This window comes from Myxococcus sp. AM009, assembly GCF_013372605.1.
Classification (GTDB): domain Bacteria; phylum Myxococcota; class Myxococcia; order Myxococcales; family Myxococcaceae; genus Myxococcus; species Myxococcus vastator.
Window position 1 is genome coordinate 38,334 of record NZ_JABXEP010000002.1, and the last position, 18,445, is coordinate 56,778.

The window sequence follows — 18,445 nt, forward strand, 5'->3', positions numbered from 1 at the left end:
GACCGGGCACGGCGCGCAAGGAGCACGTCAGGAATCGCCGGGTGGCCTACGCCGCAGCGCGGCCTGCCTGCGTGAAGGCCCGCCCGAAGTCCTCTTGCAGGTCCTCCAGGTCCTCCAGTCCCACGGAGAAGCGGATGAGCCCGTCGGTGATGCCCCGGCGCTCCCGCTCGGCGGCGGGGACGGCGGCGTGGGAGTGCCGCGCCGGGACGGTGACGATGCTCTCCACCGCGCCCAGCGAAACGCCCAGCAGGGGGAGCTGGAGCGACTCCACGAAGGGCGCCGCCAGCGTGTCCTGGGCCAGCCGGAACGACACCACCGCGCCCGTGCCCGGATAGAAGACCTGCCGCACCTCCGGCCGCGCGGTGAGCCACCTCGCCAGGGCCCCCGCCGTGCGCACCTGCCGCTCCAGGCGGACCTGCAGCGTCTTGATGCCTCGCTGGAGGAGGAAGCAGTCCTGGGGGCCCAGCACCGCGCCCACCGCGTTCTGGAGGAAGCCGAGCTCCCGCGCGAGCGCGGGCGTCTTCACCACCGCGGCCCCGGCGACGACGTCACTGTGGCCGCCCAGGTACTTGGTGGCGGAGTGGATGACGATGTCCGCGCCCTCGGTCAGCGGGCGCGAGAGGGCCGGGGACAGGAACGTGTTGTCCACGATGAGCAGCGCCCCGTGCGCCTGGGCCACCTGTGCCATCGCGGGGATGTCGGTGCGCTTGAGGAAGGGATTGCTCACGCTCTCCACCAGCAGCGCCCGCGTGTTGGGGCGGAGGGCGCCGCGCACGGCGTCCGGGTCGCTGGTGTCCACGAAGGTGGCTTGCAGACCGAAGCGGCTGAAGACGCGGGTGAGCACCCGGTAGGTGCCGCCGTAACAGTCGTCCGTCACCACGACGTGGTCGCCCGCGTTGAAGAGCATCAGCACGCTGGACACGGCGGCCATGCCGGAGCCGAAGGCGAACGCCGCGTGACCTTCATCCAGCGCCGCGAGCACGCCTTCCAGGGCCTTGCGCGTGGGGTTGCCGGAGCGCGCGTAGTCGAACTCGCCGGGCGTCTCCAGGCCCGGCTGGTCGAACATGGACACCTGGTAGATGGGGACGGCGGCGGCGCCCGTGGCGGGGTCCTGCTCATGCCCCGTGTGCAGCAGCCGGGTCGCGAAGCGCGTGGGCCAGGTCGGCGACGATGTCATGGGAGTCCTCGATTCCTACGGAGAGCCGGAGCAGCCGGTCGGAGATGCCCAGCGCCTCCCGGCGCTCGGCGGGGATGTCAGCGTGGGTCTGCGTGGTGGGGTAGGTGATGAGCGTCTCCACGCCGCCGAGCGACTCGGCGAAGAGACACAGCCGCACGGACGCGAGCACCTGGGGCACCAGGGCCGCGTGGGCGACGGTGAAGGACAGCATCCCGCCCACGCCGGGATAGAAGACGCGCTCCACGCCCGGGTGGGCACGCAGCCAAGCGGCCACCTCCCGCGCGTTGGCCTGGTGCCGCTCCATGCGCAGGGCCAGCGTCTTCAGGCCGCGAATCACCAGGTACGCGTCCTGCGGACCCAGAATCGCGCCGATGCCGTTCTGGAGGTACGCGAGCCGCTCGCCCAGCGCCGCGTCCTTGACCACCAGCGCGCCCGCGACGACGTCGTTGTGCCCGGCCAGATACTTCGTCGCGCTGTGCACGACGAGGTCCGCGCCCAGCTCCAGCGGGCGCTGGAGCCACGGCGTGAGGAAGGTGTTGTCGACGATGAGCAGCGCCCCGGCCTTGTGGGCGATGGCCGCCAGCTCTGCGAGGTCGGCGGTGCGCATCATCGGGTTGGTGGGCGTCTCCACGACGATGGCGCGGGTGTTGGGGCGCAGCGCGTCCCGCACGGCGCCAGGCCGCGAGGTGTCCACGAAGGTGCGGGGGACGTGGAGGATGCGGTCCACCAGCCGGTAGGTGCCGCCGTAGAGGTCCTCGGTGAGGAGGACGTGGTCCTCCGGCCCGAAGAGCTGGAGGGCGCAGTGCAGCGCCGCCATGCCGGAGCTGAAGGCCAGGCCCCGGCTGCCGCCCTCCAGTTGCGCCAGCGCGTCCTCCAGCGCGGAGCGGGTGGGGTTGCGCGTGCGCGAGTAGTCGTAGCCGGTGGACTGCCCGAGCGCGGGGTGCTGGAAGGTGGCGGATTGGTAGATGGGGACGGCGACCGCGCCGGTGGTGGGGTCGCGGCGCACGCCGGCGTGGACGAGGGCAGTGGCGAGTTTCATGGCAGGAGCCCTTTCATCGTCCGCGCAGCGTCTGGGAGATTTTGAGGATGTCCGCCAGCACGCCGGACGCGGTGACGGCGCCGCCCGCGCCCGCGCCTCGGACGGTGAGCGGGAAGTCGCTGTGGCGGGTGGTGGTGAAGGAGACGAAGGACTCGGAGCCGCGGAGGTCCGCCGCGGGGTGGCCTGCTTCGACGCCCACGGGGCCCACGCGGATGACAGGGCTGCCCGTGCCCGCCTTTGACGGGTCGATGCGCGCCAGGTAGCGCAGGACGGTGCCGGCGTGACGGCAGCGGGCCACGCGCTCCGCGTAGGCCGCGTCCTTCGTGGCGAGCACCTGGAAGAGCGATTCCACGCTGGCGCACGCATCCGTGGCGACGAAGGGCTCCAGCGCCACGTCCGACAGGGAGAGCGGCAGGCCCAGCTCCCGGGCGAGGATGAGCGCCTTGCGCGCGACGTCCGTGCCGCCCAGGTCCTCGCGAGGGTCCGGCTCCGTGAAGCCGCGCTCCCGGGCGGTGCGGACGGCCCGGGACAGGGGCACGCCGGCCGTCAGCTCGTTGCAGATGAAGCCCAGGCTGCCGGACAGGGACGCGGTGATGAGGCGCACGGTGTCACCGGTGCGCACCAGGTTCGCCAGCGTGTCGATGACGGGCAGGCTGGACGCCACCGTCGTCTCGTAGTGGTACGCGACGTGGTTGCGGCGCGCCGTGTCCACCAGCGCTTCGCGGGCCTCCCACGGCAGCGCCAGGGGCTTCTTGTTGGCCGCCACCACGTGGATGCCGCGCTGGAAGGCCTCCGTGTAGAGCGCCTCCAGTCCGCCCGCGGCGGTGCAGTCGACCAGGATGGGGACGGGCAGGCGCCGGAGCGCGTCCAGCAAGGGGACCCGGGTGGGCGCCTGGGGCGCCTCGCCTTCCAGCCGCGTCTCCACGCCGTCGAGCGCGAGCCCCGCCGCGTCGAAGAGCGCGCGCCGGCTGTCCGCGAGCCCCACGACGCGCAGCGCGATGCCGTGCTTGTCCCGGAGCAGCGCCTGCTGTGCGCGCAGCTGGGCCAGCAGTTGTCCGCCCACCGTGCCCCGGCCGAGGACGAAGAGGCTGACCTGCTGATGGGCCAGGTTGAAGGCCGCGTGGGTGGTGCGCGCGGCGATGGCGGTGTCCGCCGCGTCGACGACGCACGAGAGGGAGCGGGAGCTGGCACCCTGGGCGCTGGCGCGCACGTTGACGCCCACCGCGCCCAGGGCGCTGAAGAAGCGCCCGGCCACGTTGACGCCGTGGCCCATGGTCTCCGCCACCAGCGTCAGCAGCGTCACCGGCTGGCGGACCTCCAGCGGCTCCACCTCGCGGCGTGACAGCTCCTGCGCCAGCTCGGCGGCGAGCACGGACCGCGCGTGCTCCGCGTCTGGACGGGGAACGACGACGGCCAGCGACTGGCCATTGGCGGACTGCGCGGTCATCCACACCGTGACGCGCGCCTCGCGCAGCGCGGCCAGCACGCGCTCGCCCAGTTGGAACTGGTCGGACAGCTTGCGCACCTCGATGCCCAGCAGCGCCAGGTCCTCGCGCGTCGCGATGCAGGCGGGGCGCTGGCCGTCGCGCGAGCCGATGGCGTCGATGAGCGTGCCCGGGTGCTCTGGCTCCATGGTGTTGCGGATGCGCAGCGAGATTCCGGACTCGATGAGCGGAATCATCGTGCGCGGATGCAGCATGCGAGCGCCCACCGCGGCCAGCTCCAGGCCCTCGCCGTGGGTGAGGTGCGCCACGGGGTACGCATCCGTGACCAGGTCCGGGTCGGCGGTGTGCAGGCCGAGCACGTCCGTCCACACCGTGACTTCCGACGCGCCCAGGCCCTGGGCCACCAGCGCGGCGGTGTAGTCGGAGCCGTTGCGGCCCAGCGTGGTGGTGCGTCCATCCGGCGTGGCGGCGATGAAGCCAGGGAGGACGGACACCTCGGGGCCCCACGTCTCCCGCGCGGCCTGGAGCCGCTCCCGCGTCCGGACGAGGTCCACGCGCGCCGCGCCGAAGCGGTCATCCGTCACCAGGAGCTGGCGCGCGTCGCGGAAGGTGGCGGGCGTGCGGTGGGCCGTGAGCAGCTCCGCCAGCAGCGTGGCGGACACCACCTCACCGAACGACAGCACCCGGTCTCTCGTGGGGGCGGAGCACTCTCGCGTGAGGCAGACGCCCTGGAGCAGCTGCCGCAGCGGCGCGAGGAGCCCGTCGACACGCTCCGCCAGCGCGGTGGCCTGTCCGGGCGCCAGCGCCGCGGCGTTGGCCTTCGCCAGGTCGGCGATGCGCGTGGCCACCGCGAGCGCGCCTTCCAGGTCACCCTCGCTGGCGAGGCGGGCCGCGTCCAGCAGCCAGTCGGTGGTGTCCCCCATCGCGGAGACGACCACCGCCAGCGGGCCTTGCCGCGCGTGCTTGCCAATCAGCTCCACCACCTGGTGGAGCCGCGCGGGCGAGCCCACGGACGTGCCACCGAACTTCATCACCTGCAGGGACGTGCTGCTCATTGAAGAACCTCGAAGGGGCCGGCGGGCCTTGATGCGAAAGGGAAGGGCAGACGCGGCGCCCTGTGCCGGACACACGCCGGCCAGACGCGGCGCGCGAGCGCCCACGGAGGGAAGGAAGACGGGGAGGGGAGTCGGAGCCCTGGCGGACTAGCGCGCGCCGCCGGGCCAGCGCATTCGATGCGTGGCGACGACGCGGCAGAACACGGGGCGCGCGGTGGTCAACGGTGCGGGGGCGGAGCAGGTGGATGGAACCACGGAGGTCCTCTCTCACCGAAGCGGGAGGGAGCCCTCCGGCCTCGGACGCTTGGATTGCTCGGGGAGCCCTTGCTCCTCGAACCGCATCGTTTGGACACCTTGGAGGTCCGTCTCCAGGTTGTCGGGCCACCGCGCGAGGCGGAGGCCGCTCTTGATGCTGCGGACGAAATAAGCGTGGACCCCGGTGTCTGTCAATGCCTCGCGTGGTTTCACCTCCGTCACGGCAGCTTCCGCTCACGTCAGGATTTAGTGGGAATGCCCGGTGCCCGGGGCGGAGGCCGGCGTCAACGCGTTGAAAACACGGAGCCGGAATGTGCAGATGATGGGTGGGAAAGGAGCGCGGCGTGACGGAGACCGGAGCACTGAGTGACGAGGTGGCGCGTGCGCTGGTGGACAACCACCGCCAGTTCCTCGCCTTCCTGGAGCGGCGCGTGGGCAGCCGCGCCACCGCGGAGGAGCTCCTCCAGGCGGCCTTCGTGAGGACACTAGAGAAGGGCGGCGCGCTGAAGGAGGGCGAGGGCGCGGTGGCGTGGTTCTACCGGCTGCTGCGCAACGCGCTGGTGGACCACTACCGGCGCCAGGCGGCGGAGGGGCGCGCGCTGGAGCGGGAGGCCCAGGAGGCGGCGGAGGCCACGGTGGACACGGCGCTGAAGCAGGCCATCTGCGCGTGCGTGGGTGAGCTGGTGCCCACGCTCAAGCCGGAGTACGCCGACATCCTGCGGCAGGTGGACCTGGAGGAGCGCGGTGTCCCGGACGTGGCGCGCGCGGCGGGCATCACCGCGAACAACGCGGGCGTGCGGCTCCACCGGGCCCGCCAGGCGCTGAAGAAGCAACTGGAGCGAAGCTGCGGCAGCTGCGCCGCGCACGGGTGTCTGGACTGCTCGTGCAAGCCGTCCCACCGGGCAGGCGGGGCCTCGGTGCCCGGCTCGGCGGACGTCTGAAAGCGCTTGCGCGGGGACGGTTCGCTTCGTTAACTCCCGCCCAGGTGCCGAGGGGCGCCTGCCCGAAAAGACGACGTCACCCTCGCTTCGCTCCGCCGCTCGACAGTTCCAGATGAGTTCCTTCCACGGCCCACGAACGGGTGAGGGCCGACGCCAAGGGACTTTTCATGCGAACCGTCGTCTCCCTCCACGAATGCAAGGTCCGCGCGTCACTCCTGCTCAAGGAGCTGGCCTCGACGGAGGCGTCGCGCGCGGCCCAGGCAGCGGAGCGACTGCGCGTCCTGCCCGGCTTCGCGGGGCTGACCCTGGGCGAGGTGCTCGCGCGGAAGGCATCGGTTCAGCGCAAGCATGCGCTGGCTGTCATCGCGCGTGAGCAGGGGTACGCCACCTGGGTCGAGCTGAAGCAGGTGCGCGAGGTCGACTTCGAGCCCCTGCTCGCCCTCGTGGGCGGCGCCCACCTCAACCGCTGGTTCTCTTCCTATGCGGAGGCCGCCGACTCCCTGCGGATGCAGGGCGGCTTCCTGTTTCCGTTCCGCGAGCAGTTCTTCGTCTGCGAGGCCAGCCTCGTCCAGGCGCTGGGTGCCGACCCCTCGGATGCGGACTGGGCGCGCACGGGCCGCGATTGGATGGCGCCAAGGGACGGGGCCGCGCAGGCCCGGCTCGCCCAGCGGTTCACCCGGCATTCGCCCTCCCACGCTTCAACTTTTCCAGACACGAGGTCTCCCATGTCCGCTGACTCCCGCCGCTCCGAGCTGAAGCGTTCCTATAAGGAAGCACCGCCGCCCATGGGCGTGTACGCCGTGCGCTGCCTCGCCAACGGCAAGGTGCTGGTGGGCGCGAGCGCCAACGTCCAGGGCATGCTCAACCGCATCCGCTTCGAGCTGTCCACGGGCATGGACCGCCTGCCCACACTGCTGGAGGACTGGAGGCGCTACGGGGCGGAGCAGTTCGCCTTCGAGGTGCTCGACGTGCTGAAGCCCTCTGACGAGCCCAGGGTGGCGCCGCAGGAGGAGCTGAAGGTGCTGGAGGCGCTCTGGCTGGACCGGCTCAAGCCCTACGGCGACGCGGGCTACAACGTGCAAGGCGACTGAGGCTGGCCGCCTGCTGCCCTCCATGGGGCAAGTACTTTGGCCTGTGGCAACTTGCCACGTTCTCCACCCGGCGGGATTGCGTTACGCCGAAGACTCCATTCCAAGGGAGTCCGCCATGGTGTCCGCTCATCGTCGTGCCGTCCGTATGCTTCCCTTCGCGCTGCTGGGCGCCGTGGGCTGTGGTGGTGGCGAAGCGGAGTTCGCCATCCCCTTCGAGGCCCGGGTGGGCAGCGAGCCCTTCGCATGTGGCCGCACCTACACCGGGGTGGGGACAACGGGGACGACGTACGAGCCCATGGACCTGCGCGTGTACCTGCACGACGTCCGGCTCGTCACGGACGAGGGGACCGAGGTGCCGCTGGCGCTCGATGAGGACCGGCGGTGGCAGACCCAGGGCACGGCGCTGCTCGACTTCGCGGACAAGTCGGGGCAGTGCACCCAGGGGACGGAGGCGATGAACCTTCGAATCACCGGCACCGCGCCCGAGGGCAACTACACGGGCCTGCGCTTCAAGCTGGGCGTGCCGGAGACGCAGAACCACCTCGACGTGTCCACGGCGCCTTCGCCGCTGAACGACACGAGCCTCTACTGGAGCTGGCGCTCGGGCTACCTCTTCACGCGCATCGAAGGCCGGACGACGGGGCTGCCCGAGGGGCACGTCATGCACCTGGGGAGCACGGACTGTGCACCGCCGCCGGAGGGGCAGACGCACGGCACCGCGGGTTGTACGTTCGGCAACCGTCCGGAGGTGGCGCTGGACTCGTTCAACCTGGCGTCTGGCAAGGTGGTGCTGGACGTGGGGGCGCTCTTCGCTGGCTCGAACCTGGATGAGAACGCGGCGGTGCCCAACACCTCCGTGGGGTGCATGTCGCAGCAGACGGACCCGGACTGCGCGCCCGTGTTCAGCCGGATGGGGCTGACGCACCGGAGCCAGGAGGGGGCACCGGGGCCTCAGGCGTTCATCAAGGCGGAGTAGGAGAGGACGTCATGGCGTGGCGCGTGGGAAGACGAGCAGGGGGGCTGGCGGTGGTGGCCTGGCTGGCGGCGGGCTGTGGCGACAAGGCTGGCGAGGTGGAGACCTACGAGTGGAAGCTGCCCGCGGGATTTCCCACGCCGCGAGTGCCCGCGGACAACCCGATGACGGAGGAGAAGGTGCAGTTGGGGCGGAGGCTCTTCTTCGACGTGCGCCTGTCACGGAACGAGACGCAGTCCTGCGCGTCCTGCCATGACCCGGCGCGCGCCTTCACCGAGCCCCTGGTGACATCGCAGGGCAGCACGGGTGAGACGCACCGCCGCAACTCCCAGGGGCTGGCCAACGTGGCCTATGCCACGAGCCTCACCTGGGCGAACCCCTCGCTCACGACGCTGGAGGCGCAGGCGTTGGTGCCCTTGTTCGGCAAGGAGCCGGTGGAGCTGGGCTTCGGGGACAGGGAAGAGGAGCTGCTCGGCCGGCTGCGCGCGGTCCCGGAGTTGGAGGCGGAGTTCCAGCGCGCGTTTCCGGAGGCCGTGCAGCCCGTGTCCGTGGCCACGCTGACGCGGGCGCTGGCGTCGTTCCAGCGCAGCCTCATCTCCGGCAACTCCGCGTATGACCGCTATGTGTATGGCGATGAAGTGGAGGCCATGACGCGGCAGCAGAAGCGGGGCATGGAGTTGTTCTTCTCGGAGCGGCTGGAGTGTGACCACTGCCACTCCGGCTTCAACTTCCAGGACGCCACGGTGCACGAGGCGACGTTCGAGCCCATCCTGCCCTTTCACAACACGGGCCTCTACAACGAGGACGGTCAGGGAACGTATCCGGCCGAGGACCCGGGCCTCATCGAGCTGACGGGCCGTCCGGAGGACATGGGGCGCTTCCGCGCGCCGTCGCTGCGCAACGTGGCCGTCACCGCGCCGTACATGCATGACGGTAGCCTGGCCACGCTGTCGGACGTGCTGGACCACTACGCCGCGGGCGGGCACGCGCGGCTGGTGAGCGGCGGCGAGGCCAGTCCGCTGCAGAGTGGCTTCGTGCGTGGCTTCACCTTGACGGCGCAGGAGAAGGAAGACGTGCTGGCGTTCCTCGAGTCGCTCACCGACACGGAGTTCCTGACGGACCCGCGGTTCTCGGACCCGGCGACCGTGCCGTGAGTGCCGAGGTGCTCACGGTGGGGGTGCCAGGTCCCTCGTGGTGAGGAACGGTTCGTCTGTCAGGGCGTGGAGGAAGGCGAGGATGGCGTCTTTCTCCGCGTCATCCAGCGACAGCCCAGGAGACGGGCCTTCGCGCTGGAACGCGGCGTCGAGCGTGGTGGAGGCCACCATGCCGCCGCGGTAGTGCTCCAGGACGTCCTCCAGGGTCGCGAGCCGTCCGTCATGCATGTAGGGCGCGGTGACGGCCACGTTGCGAAGGGTGGGCGTCTTGAAGCGCCCCGCGTCCTCGGGGCGCTGCGTGACGCGTCCCCTGCCTCGCGACTCCGCCTCGCCTTCACCAAAGGCAGCATCCGGGTCCAACCCGTTGTTGTGGTAGGCGTTGTCGGTGAAGAGCTCCGTGGCGTGGCACGTCGCGCAGTGCCGTTGGACGAGCGCCAGCCCGTGCTGCTCCTGGGGCCTCAGGTCCGCTCCCGGTTCGCCCCGGCGCCACCTGTCATAGCGGGAGTCCGCGGAGACGAGCGTCCGTTGGAATTGCGCCAGGGCGCGCAGCAGGTTGCTCAGGGTGAGGCTGTCTGGGCCGAAGGCGCGCTCGAAGCGCTCGACAACCTCCGGCTCCGCGGCCAGCCGCGCCATCATGGACGGGAGCTGGTCGTTGCCCATCTCATCTGGGTGCGTGAGCGGCGCCAGCGACAGGGACTCCAGGTTCTTCGCGCCACCATCCCAGAAGAGTCCCTCCATCCACGCCAGGTTGATGAGCGCGGGGGCGTGTCGCACCAAGGGACGCCCGCTGACGCCGCGCCGGGTGAGCGCCGCGTCGTCCGCGAAGGCCCTCACCTGGGCATGGCAGGTGGCGCAGGACACCTGGCCATTGGAGGACAGCCGCGGCGAGTGGAACAACCAACGGCCCAGGGCGATGCCCTCGGGCATGAGCGGGTTGTCCGGGGGAGAGGGGATGACGGTCATCCCCACGGGGAGGTGCCGCGGGAAGGGGCCCTCCTCGACTGGTGGTGGGACCCCCTCTCCACACGCGCCCAGGAGGAGCAGGGCCAGCAACGGCGCGGCCAGGCCCCAAGGCGCGGCGGGGTTCATCGGTCGGAGTTCTCCACCGACACCAGGGAGAACATGCCGGCGAAGTTGTCGGACAGCGTGGCGCTCTCGGCGCTCTGCGTGGCGCCAATGCTGGGCGTGGTGCGCGGGCTGAGCGCCGTGAACAGGGTCTCCACGTTGGCTTGCACGTTCACCGCCAGGTGCTTCTGGGCGTTGACGGTGACGGGCGTGGGGAACGGGAGCTCCACCGTGCGGTAGTTGGCGTTGGTGCCGGTGTCCCAGGTGAAGACGCCCTGCGTGCCCTGGGCCGTCAGGTAGGTGCCGTGCGTCTTGGTGAAGATGTAGCTGGTGAACCACATCCAGCTCACGGAGGCCATGTTCTGGAGGACATGCAGCTCGCCCGAATGACGGCTCAGGTCATCGTTGAAGGAAGGGTCCACGCCGATGCTGAACCGGATTCCGGTGTAGGTGCCCGCGGGGACCGCGCGGGCCTGGACGCGCTCGCGGCGGTTGGCGGGAAGCGTCACGGGGTTCGAGGTGCCTTCCAGCTCCTGCGCGTTGATGACCTCCATGAGGTGGTAGCTGTCGGCCAGCGCCGCCGTGGTGCCGCCCTGCTTGAGCAGCGTCACGTTGGAGAGCCAGTAGCGCACCTGGGAGAAGGTGACGGTGTCTCCGCCCGCGGTGGAGTACGCCTGGTCCAGGGCGAATGGCGTGGTGCCGAAGACGAAGGCCGCGTTCAGCTCCAGGCTGCCTTCCATGGCGGCCAACTGGGCCCGGAGGTCTGCAAGCTCCGCGCGCACCTGGGTGAGCTGTTGATAGACGCCCTCCCAGTCCTGGGATGCCAGCAGCGCCCGGGCCTCGTCGAGCTGCTGGGAGATGTCAGCCAGCTCCGCCTGTGTTTCTTCCGCGTCCTGCTGCTGCTGTGCGAGCTGGGCTTCGAGCCGGGTGACCTCCGCTTCGAGCTCCGTGACTTGCTGCGCGAGTTGTCGGCGTTGGTCCTCCGCGGCCTGGAGTTGCTCAGTGGTGGCGCCGTCATCACCGCAGGCGGGCAGCGCCAGGAGTGCCACGGTGGTCAGGGCCAGCATCCGGCCCAGGCTGGGAAGCGAAGCAATGGAGGCGTGCTTTTTCATGGCACGGCACTGTGCCTGGAGCACGACCGGGCGGAGCTGTGGCGTTTTGTCGCGCGGCATCATGTCGCCGGGGGGCGTGCGCCCCTGGCGTACACCCACTCAAGTCTCCGCGACAGGCTCCGCCACCGCCTCTACGCGGCGCTGCTCGTTGTAGACGGACAGCCGCAGCGTCAGCACATACGTGACGCAGCAGGCGAGGACGGCGGGCGGTCCATACGCGGAGCCGAACACCTCCAGCACCAGCGCGATGGCCGCCAGCGGCACGCCCACCACGGCGACCAGCGCGGAGGCGATGCCCACCACCACGAACACCGTCACGTCCGCGGGCCCCGTGCCCGTCACCGACGCGAGGAGCTGCGCGGTGGCCGCGCCCGACACGCCGCCCAGCACCATGGACGGGATGAGCATGCCCGCCGAGCCACCCGACTGCACCGTGAAGCTGGTCGTGAGCAGCTTTCCACCCACGACGAGCAGCAGGTACCACCACAGCGACAGGGGCCCTGGCGTGCCCGCGAACAGCTGGGCGATGGTGTACTCGCCCATGCCCAGCACGTGCCGGAAGTCCATGCCCACGCCGTAGTAGAGCCCTCCGGACACCAGGACGGTGCACAGCGCGCCCATGGCGCCGCGCAGCACGGGGCTGGCGCGCTCCACCACCTGGCGCGTGTGCTTCATCGACAGGCCGAACAGCAGCGCGATGGGCGCGGACACCGCCACGGCCACCAGCGCGGTGAGTCCGTACTCCGCCAGCGTGTACGTGTGCGCGTGCGGCGGCGCCACGAAGATGGGCTTGAAGCCGAGGAAGCGGTTGTTGAGCGCGTACGCGATGATTCCCGCCAGCAGGCAGTACGCCAGCTTCCGGTAGACGATGCGGTTGCCGTAGACGACCTCCAGCGCGAAGAGCGCGGCGGCGAACGGCGCGTTGAGCAGCGTCCCCACCGCCGCGGTGATGCCCGCGAGCTGACAGGTGCGCAGCGTGTGCTCGGAGCGGGCGCGGGTGAGGCGGGCCACGCCCGCGCCCAGCGACTCGCCCACCAGCACCACCGGACCCTCCAGCCCGCCCGACGCGCCGGTGCCCAACGTCAGCAGTGTGGCCACCGCCTTGCGCAGGGCCAGCCGGATGGCGGGCAGCGAGTAGCGCGGGCGCGGGTCGTCCGCCGGGTCCTCGTAGGTGATGTGGTAGTTGTGGAGCGCGACGTTCACCCCGTCCGAGGCCACGTCGCTCCAGCCGGGCCGCCGGTTGAGCAGGCCGCGCAGCAGCCCGCCCAGCAGCAGCACACCCGCGAGCACCAGCGGCGCCCACCAGAGGCTCCGCCCCGACGCGAAGGCCAGCAGCCTGTCACTGGTGGCGTGGACGCCATACCGCAGCGCCGAGCACACGCCCCAGATGAGCACCGTGCTCAGCACCACCCGGCCCACCGTGCGGAGCACCGTGTCCCAGGAGTCGTGAAGGGCTCGCTGTTCCTCATCCAGGGGTTCGCGACGACCTGCCATGGGCGGGAGGCTACGTTGTTTGAGAGCAAAGTAAATGTCCGTGGCCAGAGGAGCGCTTACCTCTGGAGGGACGCCCTGTAAGAGCCGGCCGGGTGCTTCGTTGGCCTGGGCGAAAGGAGCTTCAAAGCCCATGTCCCAACCCCACACGCCTCCTCCCTCTCCGGCCGGGGAGCCGCCCGCCATCGACCCCGTCTGCGGCATGAAGGTCGACCCGAGCGCCCCGAAGGGCGGCCACCTGGAGCACGCCGGGCTGACCTACGCCTTCTGCAATCCCCGGTGCCGGGAGCGGTTTCGCGCGGACCCGGAGCGCTACCTCTCATCCGCGGAGACCGCGCCGGAACCGCCCCCCTCGCCGGGTGCCATGTACGTCTGCCCCATGGACCCGGAGGTCCGTCAGTCGCATCCCGGCGCCTGCCCCAAGTGCGGCATGGCGCTGGAGCCCGAGTCGCTCCCCGTCCAGGCGTCCCGCGTGGAGTACGTGTGCCCCATGCACCCGGAGGTGGTGAAGGACGGCCCGGGGAGCTGCCCCAAGTGCGGCATGGCGCTGGAGCCGCGCACGGTGCTGGCGGAGGAGCCGCCGGACCCCGAGCTGCAATCCATGCGGCTGCGCTTCCGCGTGGGGCTGGTGCTCACGGTGCCGCTGCTCGTGCTGGCCATGTCGGACATGCTTCCCGGGCAGCCCGTGCAACACGCGGTGTCCGCGGGCGTGCTGGCCTGGGCGCAGCTCGTGCTGGCCACGCCCGTGGTGCTCTGGGTGGGCTGGCCCTTCTTCCAGCGCGGCTGGGCGTCGGTGCGCAACCGGCACCTCAACATGTTCACCCTCATCGCCCTGGGGACGGGCGCGGCGTATCTGTTCAGCGTCTTCGCCACGCTGTTGCCGCGGGCCCTGCCACAGGGGCTGCGCACGGGGCACGGCGGCTCCGCGCCCCTCTACTTCGAGGCCGCCGCCGTCATCGTCACCCTGGTCGCGCTGGGGCAGGTGCTGGAGCTGCGCGCCCGGCACGCGACCTCCGGGGCGCTGCGGGCGCTGCTGAGCCTGGCGCCGCCGGTGGCGCGGCGAATCGAAGCGGGCGGGCACGAGGAGGACGTGCCGCTCGCGAGCGTCCAGCCAGGGGACTCGCTGCGCGTGCGCCCCGGTGAGAAGGTGCCCGTGGACGGCGTGGTGCTCCAGGGCACCAGCGCGGTGGACGAGTCCATGGTGACGGGCGAGTCGCTGCCCGTGGAGAAGGGCCCGGGCGCGCAGGTGACGGGCGGCACGGTGAATGGCACGGGCTCCCTGGTGATGCGCGCCGAGCGCGTGGGCCAGGACACGCTGCTCTCCCGCATCGTCCAGCGGGTGAGCGAGGCGCAGCGCACCCGCGCGCCGATTCAGCGGCTCGCCGACAAGGTGGCGGCCGTCTTCGTGCCAGTGGTCATCGCGGTGGCGGTGGTGACGGCGGGCGTGTGGGCCCTCTGGGGCCCCGAGCCCCGGTTGGCGCACGCGGTGGTCAACGCGGTGGCGGTGCTCATCATCGCCTGCCCCTGCGCGCTGGGGCTGGCCACGCCCATGTCCGTCATGGTGGGCACCGGGCGCGGCGCCCAGGCGGGCGTCCTCATCCGCGACGCGGCGGCGCTGGAGCGGCTGGAGGCGGTGGACACGCTGGTGGTGGACAAGACGGGCACGCTCACCGAGGGCAAGCCGCGCCTCGTGACGGTGGTGCCCGCGCCGGGCTTCGAGGAGGCGCGGCTGCTGCGGCTGGCCGCGAGCCTGGAGCGTGGCAGTGAGCACCCGCTGGCCGCGGCCATCGTCGCGGGCGCGAGGGAGCGCGGCGTGACGCTGGCGCCCGTGGAGGACTTCCGCTCGCTCACGGGCAAGGGCGTCGTGGGCAGGGTGGAGGGCGCCGAGGTGGCCCTGGGCAACGCGGCCCTGACGGACGCGCTCCAGGTGCATGGGGGGGACCTGACCGCCCGCGCAGAGGCGCTGCGGGCCGACGGCCAGACGGTGGTGCTGGTGGCGGTGGAGGGGAAGGCCGCGGGGCTGCTCGGTGTGGAGGACCCGGTGAAGTCCTCCACGCCGGAGGCCCTGGCGTTGCTGCGCGAGGAAGGGCTGCGCGTGGTGATGCTCACGGGCGACAGCCAGACGACGGCGGACGCGGTGGCGCGGCGGCTGGGCATCACCGAGGTCATCGCCGGGGTGCTGCCGGAGGCGAAGGGCGACGCCGTCCGGAAGCTCCAGCAGGAGGGGCGGGTGGTGGCCATGGCGGGGGACGGCGTCAACGACGCGCCCGCGCTGGCGCAGGCGGACGTGGGCATCGCCATGGGCACCGGGACGGACATCGCGATGGAGAGCGCGGCCGTGACGTTGGTGAAGGGGGACCTGCGGGCCATCGCCCGGGCACGCCGCTTGAGCCAGGGCACGCTGCGCAACATCCGGCAGAACCTCTTCTTCGCCTTCGTCTACAACGCCGTGGGTGTGCCGGTGGCGGCGGGCGTGCTGTACCCCGTCTTCGGGCTGCTCCTCAGCCCCATCTTCGCCAGCGCCGCGATGAGCCTCTCGTCGGTGTCCGTCATCGGCAACGCGCTCCGGCTGCGGAAGCTGAAGCTGTAGGCCCCGCTGCGTGGGCGGCCGCCTGTGGGCCGGGCGGCGGCCCGCCAGGGCCCACCGGCGCGGCGCGGGGGTGTCCACCCTTGAACTCGAACGTACCGGACCCTGGGAGAGGTGGACACCATGGCCTCAGCCGAAGTGATGAACGCCGACAGCGACCTGCGCCAGTGCATCGAGGATTGCCTGGCCTGTCACCGCGTCTGCATGGAGACGCTGACGTATTGTCTGGGAAAGGGCGGCAAGCATGCGGAGGCCAGCCACCTGCGCTTGCTGATGGACTGCGCGGAAATCTGCCAGACGAGCGCGAACTTCATGCTGCGGGGCTCGGAGCTGCACAGCCGCACCTGTTTCGCCTGTTCGGAGGTCTGTGGGCGCTGCGAGGAGTCCTGCGCGCGCATGGGCGAGGACGTGGTGATGAAGGCCTGCGCGGATATGTGCAACCAGTGCTCGGAGTCGTGCTGGAGGATGGGCGGCGGTGTCATGCCGCAGACGCCCAACCCGGAGGCCGCCCAGCGCGCCGCCGACCTCCCCGCGTGAGGTGTTCGCCCAGAAGAGTCCAGGCAAGCCGGAACGGCCCTGTCGCGGAGTCCTTCACTCGCCGTCGAGGCCGACTAGAGTGCGCTCCATGAGCTCTCGCGAGGAGGGGCGCACCTCCGGTACGCCCGCTGGACATATCTCCGTCGTCCACCTGCCCAACGCCTGGTTCATCCTCTGCGCTTCGCGTGAGCTGGGAGACAAGCCCCTGGCGCGCACGCTCCAGGGCTCACCCCTGGTGCTCTTCCGGGGCGAGGGCGGCAAGCCCGCGGCCCTGGTGGACCGCTGCCCGCACCGCAACGTGCCGCTGTCGCTGGGCCGGGTGAAGGAAGGCCAGCTCCAGTGCGGCTATCACGGCTGGCGCTTCGACGGCGCGGGGCAGTGCCGCGCCATCCCTGGCTTCCTGGGCGAGCCCGGCGCGCGCGCCCGCTGCGCCACGGCGCACGCCACGCGCGAGCAGGATGGCTTCGTCTGGGTCTACTCCACGCCAGGCGTCGAGCCCACCACGGAGCCCTACCGCTTCCCCCTGCTGGAGGCGCGTGAATACTCCACCGTGCGCCGCGCGCTGCGGGCCCCTGGCTCGCTGCACTCCACGCTGGAGAACACGCTGGACGTGCCCCACACCGCGTACCTCCATGGCGGGCTGTTCCGCACCGAGGAGAAGCGGAACGAAATCGACGTGGTGGTGCGCCGGAGCGCGGACAAGGTGGAGGCGGAATACATCGGCGAGCCGCGTCCCAGCGGGCTCGTGGGCCGGCTGCTCGCGCCGGGGGGCGGGACGGTGCAGCACTTCGACCGCTTCCTGATGCCCTCCATCGCCCAGGTGGAGTACCGCATCGGTGACACCAGCCACATCATGGTGACCTCCGCGATGACGCCCGTGTCGGACTGGGACACGCTGGTGTACGCGGTGGTGACGTTCCGTCTGCCGTTGCCCCGCTGGTTGGTGCGCGCGGCGCTCCCGCTCATCATGCCCGTGGCGCTCCACATCTTCGGGCAGGACGCGCGCATCCTCCGACAGCAGACGGAGACCATCCGCCGCTTCGGAACGGAGGCCTATGCCTCCACCGAAATCGACGTGCTCGGGCCCGGCATCCTCCGCCTGCTGCGCGCCGCCGAGCGTGAGAAGCCCGGCGCCGTGGGGGACGCGGTGCATGAAACACGGCTGAAGATGCGGACCTGAGAGGCATTGCGACGCGGCGTGTCGTGAGACGCGGTGGAGACACCGGGTCTCACGACACCTGGGTCAGCTCCATGTGTTTGAAGGGAGCCATGGGCTGAAACACGCGCACGCTGTTAGCGTGGCGTCCCCTCGCAATCCCCCCGGAGTCCCCCATGCGGTTTCCCGTTCGCGCGGCGCTGGCAGGCGCTGCGCTGCTGTTCGCGCCTCAGGCGCTGGCCACCAACTACTCCCTGTGGATTCACGGGAAGAACTCCGGAGGCACGAAGCCGGGCAACTACGCCGACTTCTCCGCCTGGGGCCCCGCGTCCACGGCGGCCGGGGTGAACAAGAAGGCCGTCAACTGGGATGGGCGGCAGCGGATTGGCGGGCAGAACGCGCGCATCCGGGATGCGCTCGACTGCTACTGCACCGGAAACAACTGGTGCTACATCGCCGTGCACAGCGCGGGGAACCTCCAGATTGGCTACGCGCTGGCGCTGTATGGCGGCTCGGCGCGCTACAAGAAGAACGCGACGCCCAACTCCAGCGGTGTGTGTGGAAACACCGACGGGAAGACGCAGACGGGCTGGAACATCAAGTGGGTGAACGTGGCGTCGGGCGCCGGCGGTGGGAGCGAGCTGGCGGACATGGGGGAGTGGGCGGTGAAGGACCCCATCGTCGGCGACCTCGTGACGACCACCGCGCGCGCCATGTACAACCACAACACCACGCGCGGCATCCGCTTCAACATGTTCGCGGGCGCCAAGGGCAAGGTGTACTCGGGGCTCCTCCCGGGCCAGGACGACGACGCGGTGTCCTACCACTCCACGGGTGGCGTGTCGGGCAGCGCGGGTGGGGCCTACTGCAACACGTCCGACTGGTTCTGCAATGACTTGACGCTGGGCTCCAACGCCTGTGAGGGCGGCCGGGCCAAGTGGACCAACCACTTCGTGAAGTTCCGCGACGACGGCGAGTCCCACGGCCACGGCGCCAACGGGAAGTGGGAGGGCATCGTCGGCAAGGTGCGCGCCGACATGGTCACCAACGCGAAGTAGGCGCAAGCCCGCAGGCCGCCCTGTGTCTGGACAGGGCGGCGGCTCTCCTCCATGCGGATCGCTTCAGAGCTCCGCTGGCGTCTGCGTCCGTGCCGCCTTCCGAGCGGCCGGCGGCTGTGCCCCTACGCGCGAAGGCAGCGAGCGCCAGCCGGGAGAAGTGGGGACGAGCCCTCCCATCATTACACGGTGGCCAGAAGGCTCATGACGCCGGACCAGACATGTCTTCGCGGCCCTGCGTTCCGAGATGACGGGAGAGCGTGTGCTCGTTTGCTGGTGTCTACGTGCTTGCAGGTCCTGCTCCCCACCACA

Annotated in this window: 14 protein-coding genes and 1 riboswitch; of the genes, 8 read left to right on the forward strand and 6 right to left on the reverse strand. The window is 71.0% G+C overall.

The window, feature by feature from the left end:
• Positions 1-46: 46 nt before the first annotated feature.
• From HV824_RS01010 to thrA, 3 genes are read right to left on the reverse strand one after another with little or no spacing between them, the layout of a single operon-like run.
• Complete coding sequence (locus tag HV824_RS01010) at positions 47-1,177, reverse strand: PLP-dependent aspartate aminotransferase family protein (RefSeq protein ID WP_176416941.1); 1,131 nt, start codon at positions 1,175-1,177, stop codon at positions 47-49.
• Positions 1,116-2,216, reverse strand: coding sequence for a PLP-dependent transferase (locus HV824_RS01015; RefSeq protein ID WP_176416942.1), 1,101 nt, complete (start codon positions 2,214-2,216; stop codon positions 1,116-1,118). Before HV824_RS01015 ends, HV824_RS01010 begins: the two co-directional genes overlap by 62 nt.
• Positions 2,217-2,229: 13 nt before the next feature.
• Positions 2,230-4,716 carry a bifunctional aspartate kinase/homoserine dehydrogenase I gene (gene thrA, locus HV824_RS01020; protein WP_176416943.1) on the reverse strand — a complete coding sequence of 829 codons (2,487 nt, stop codon included), beginning with the start codon at positions 4,714-4,716 and terminating at the stop codon, positions 2,230-2,232.
• A gap of 310 nt (positions 4,717-5,026) precedes the next feature.
• Positions 5,027-5,134: riboswitch (SAM-I-IV-variant riboswitch) on the reverse strand.
• 181 nt (positions 5,135-5,315) lie between these two features.
• Between thrA and HV824_RS01025 the strand changes: the two genes are divergently transcribed.
• The 4 genes from HV824_RS01025 (at position 5,316) to HV824_RS01040 (ending at position 9,130) form a co-directional block, all read left to right on the forward strand.
• Positions 5,316-5,912 carry an RNA polymerase sigma factor gene (locus HV824_RS01025; protein ID WP_368670890.1) on the forward strand — a complete coding sequence of 199 codons (597 nt, stop codon included), beginning with the start codon at positions 5,316-5,318 and terminating at the stop codon, positions 5,910-5,912.
• A 167-nt stretch (positions 5,913-6,079) separates the two neighbouring features.
• Complete coding sequence (locus HV824_RS01030) at positions 6,080-7,003, forward strand: GIY-YIG nuclease family protein (RefSeq protein ID WP_176416945.1); 924 nt, start codon at positions 6,080-6,082, stop codon at positions 7,001-7,003.
• Positions 7,004-7,148: 145 nt separating this feature from the next.
• A complete protein-coding gene (locus HV824_RS01035) occupies positions 7,149-7,979 on the forward strand; it encodes an MbnP family copper-binding protein (RefSeq protein WP_255207654.1) in 831 nt (276 codons plus the stop codon).
• 11 nt (positions 7,980-7,990) lie between these two features.
• Complete coding sequence (locus HV824_RS01040; RefSeq protein ID WP_176416947.1) at positions 7,991-9,130, forward strand: methanobactin export MATE transporter MbnM; 1,140 nt, start codon at positions 7,991-7,993, stop codon at positions 9,128-9,130.
• Between the two features lie 12 nt (positions 9,131-9,142).
• Here the strand turns inward: HV824_RS01040 and HV824_RS01045 are convergent, their stop codons facing one another.
• The 3 genes from HV824_RS01045 to HV824_RS01055 all read right to left on the reverse strand — a co-directional run bounded on the left by HV824_RS01045 (position 9,143) and on the right by HV824_RS01055 (position 12,801).
• A complete protein-coding gene (locus HV824_RS01045) occupies positions 9,143-10,219 on the reverse strand; it encodes a cytochrome-c peroxidase (protein ID WP_176416948.1) in 1,077 nt (358 codons plus the stop codon).
• Positions 10,216-11,307 carry an MbnP family protein gene (locus tag HV824_RS01050; protein ID WP_255207655.1) on the reverse strand — a complete coding sequence of 364 codons (1,092 nt, stop codon included), beginning with the start codon at positions 11,305-11,307 and terminating at the stop codon, positions 10,216-10,218. The genes HV824_RS01045 and HV824_RS01050 overlap by 4 nt, the downstream gene beginning before the upstream one ends.
• A gap of 99 nt (positions 11,308-11,406) precedes the next feature.
• Positions 11,407-12,801 carry a chloride channel protein gene (locus tag HV824_RS01055; RefSeq protein WP_176416949.1) on the reverse strand — a complete coding sequence of 465 codons (1,395 nt, stop codon included), beginning with the start codon at positions 12,799-12,801 and terminating at the stop codon, positions 11,407-11,409.
• Positions 12,802-12,931: 130 nt separating this feature from the next.
• Between HV824_RS01055 and HV824_RS01060 the strand changes: the two genes are divergently transcribed.
• The 4 genes from HV824_RS01060 (at position 12,932) to HV824_RS01075 (ending at position 18,136) form a co-directional block, all read left to right on the forward strand.
• A complete protein-coding gene (locus HV824_RS01060; RefSeq protein WP_255207656.1) occupies positions 12,932-15,388 on the forward strand; it encodes a heavy metal translocating P-type ATPase in 2,457 nt (818 codons plus the stop codon).
• Between the two features lie 120 nt (positions 15,389-15,508).
• The gene (locus HV824_RS01065) at positions 15,509-15,922 is read left to right on the forward strand and encodes a four-helix bundle copper-binding protein (RefSeq protein WP_176416951.1); all 414 of its coding nucleotides are present in this window, start codon (positions 15,509-15,511) and stop codon (positions 15,920-15,922) included.
• Positions 15,923-16,010: 88 nt separating this feature from the next.
• On the forward strand, positions 16,011-17,102 hold the full coding sequence (locus HV824_RS01070) for an aromatic ring-hydroxylating dioxygenase subunit alpha (RefSeq protein ID WP_176416952.1): 1,092 nt from the start codon (positions 16,011-16,013) through the stop codon (positions 17,100-17,102).
• Between the two features lie 152 nt (positions 17,103-17,254).
• Positions 17,255-18,136: a hypothetical protein gene (locus HV824_RS01075; RefSeq protein ID WP_176416953.1), complete on the forward strand. Its 882-nt coding sequence runs from the start codon at positions 17,255-17,257 to the stop codon at positions 18,134-18,136.
• Positions 18,137-18,445 lie beyond the last annotated feature (309 nt).

What these genes read in the sequence shown, in the direction of transcription:
- HV824_RS01010 (WP_176416941.1), bottom strand. Translation starts at nt 1,177, where the DNA reads ATGACATCGTCGCCGACCTGGCCCACGCGCTTCGCGACCCGGCTGCTG.
- HV824_RS01015 (WP_176416942.1), bottom strand. Translation starts at nt 2,216, where the DNA reads ATGAAACTCGCCACTGCCCTCGTCCACGCCGGCGTGCGCCGCGACCCC.
- thrA (WP_176416943.1), bottom strand. Translation starts at nt 4,716, where the DNA reads ATGAGCAGCACGTCCCTGCAGGTGATGAAGTTCGGTGGCACGTCCGTG.
- HV824_RS01030 (WP_176416945.1), top strand. Translation starts at nt 6,080, where the DNA reads ATGCGAACCGTCGTCTCCCTCCACGAATGCAAGGTCCGCGCGTCACTC.
- HV824_RS01035 (WP_255207654.1), top strand. Translation starts at nt 7,149, where the DNA reads ATGCTTCCCTTCGCGCTGCTGGGCGCCGTGGGCTGTGGTGGTGGCGAA.
- HV824_RS01040 (WP_176416947.1), top strand. Translation starts at nt 7,991, where the DNA reads ATGGCGTGGCGCGTGGGAAGACGAGCAGGGGGGCTGGCGGTGGTGGCC.
- HV824_RS01045 (WP_176416948.1), bottom strand. Translation starts at nt 10,219, where the DNA reads ATGAACCCCGCCGCGCCTTGGGGCCTGGCCGCGCCGTTGCTGGCCCTG.
- HV824_RS01050 (WP_255207655.1), bottom strand. Translation starts at nt 11,307, where the DNA reads ATGAAAAAGCACGCCTCCATTGCTTCGCTTCCCAGCCTGGGCCGGATG.
- HV824_RS01055 (WP_176416949.1), bottom strand. Translation starts at nt 12,801, where the DNA reads ATGGCAGGTCGTCGCGAACCCCTGGATGAGGAACAGCGAGCCCTTCAC.
- HV824_RS01060 (WP_255207656.1), top strand. Translation starts at nt 12,932, where the DNA reads ATGTCCCAACCCCACACGCCTCCTCCCTCTCCGGCCGGGGAGCCGCCC.
- HV824_RS01065 (WP_176416951.1), top strand. Translation starts at nt 15,509, where the DNA reads ATGGCCTCAGCCGAAGTGATGAACGCCGACAGCGACCTGCGCCAGTGC.
- HV824_RS01070 (WP_176416952.1), top strand. Translation starts at nt 16,011, where the DNA reads ATGAGCTCTCGCGAGGAGGGGCGCACCTCCGGTACGCCCGCTGGACAT.
- HV824_RS01075 (WP_176416953.1), top strand. Translation starts at nt 17,255, where the DNA reads ATGCGGTTTCCCGTTCGCGCGGCGCTGGCAGGCGCTGCGCTGCTGTTC.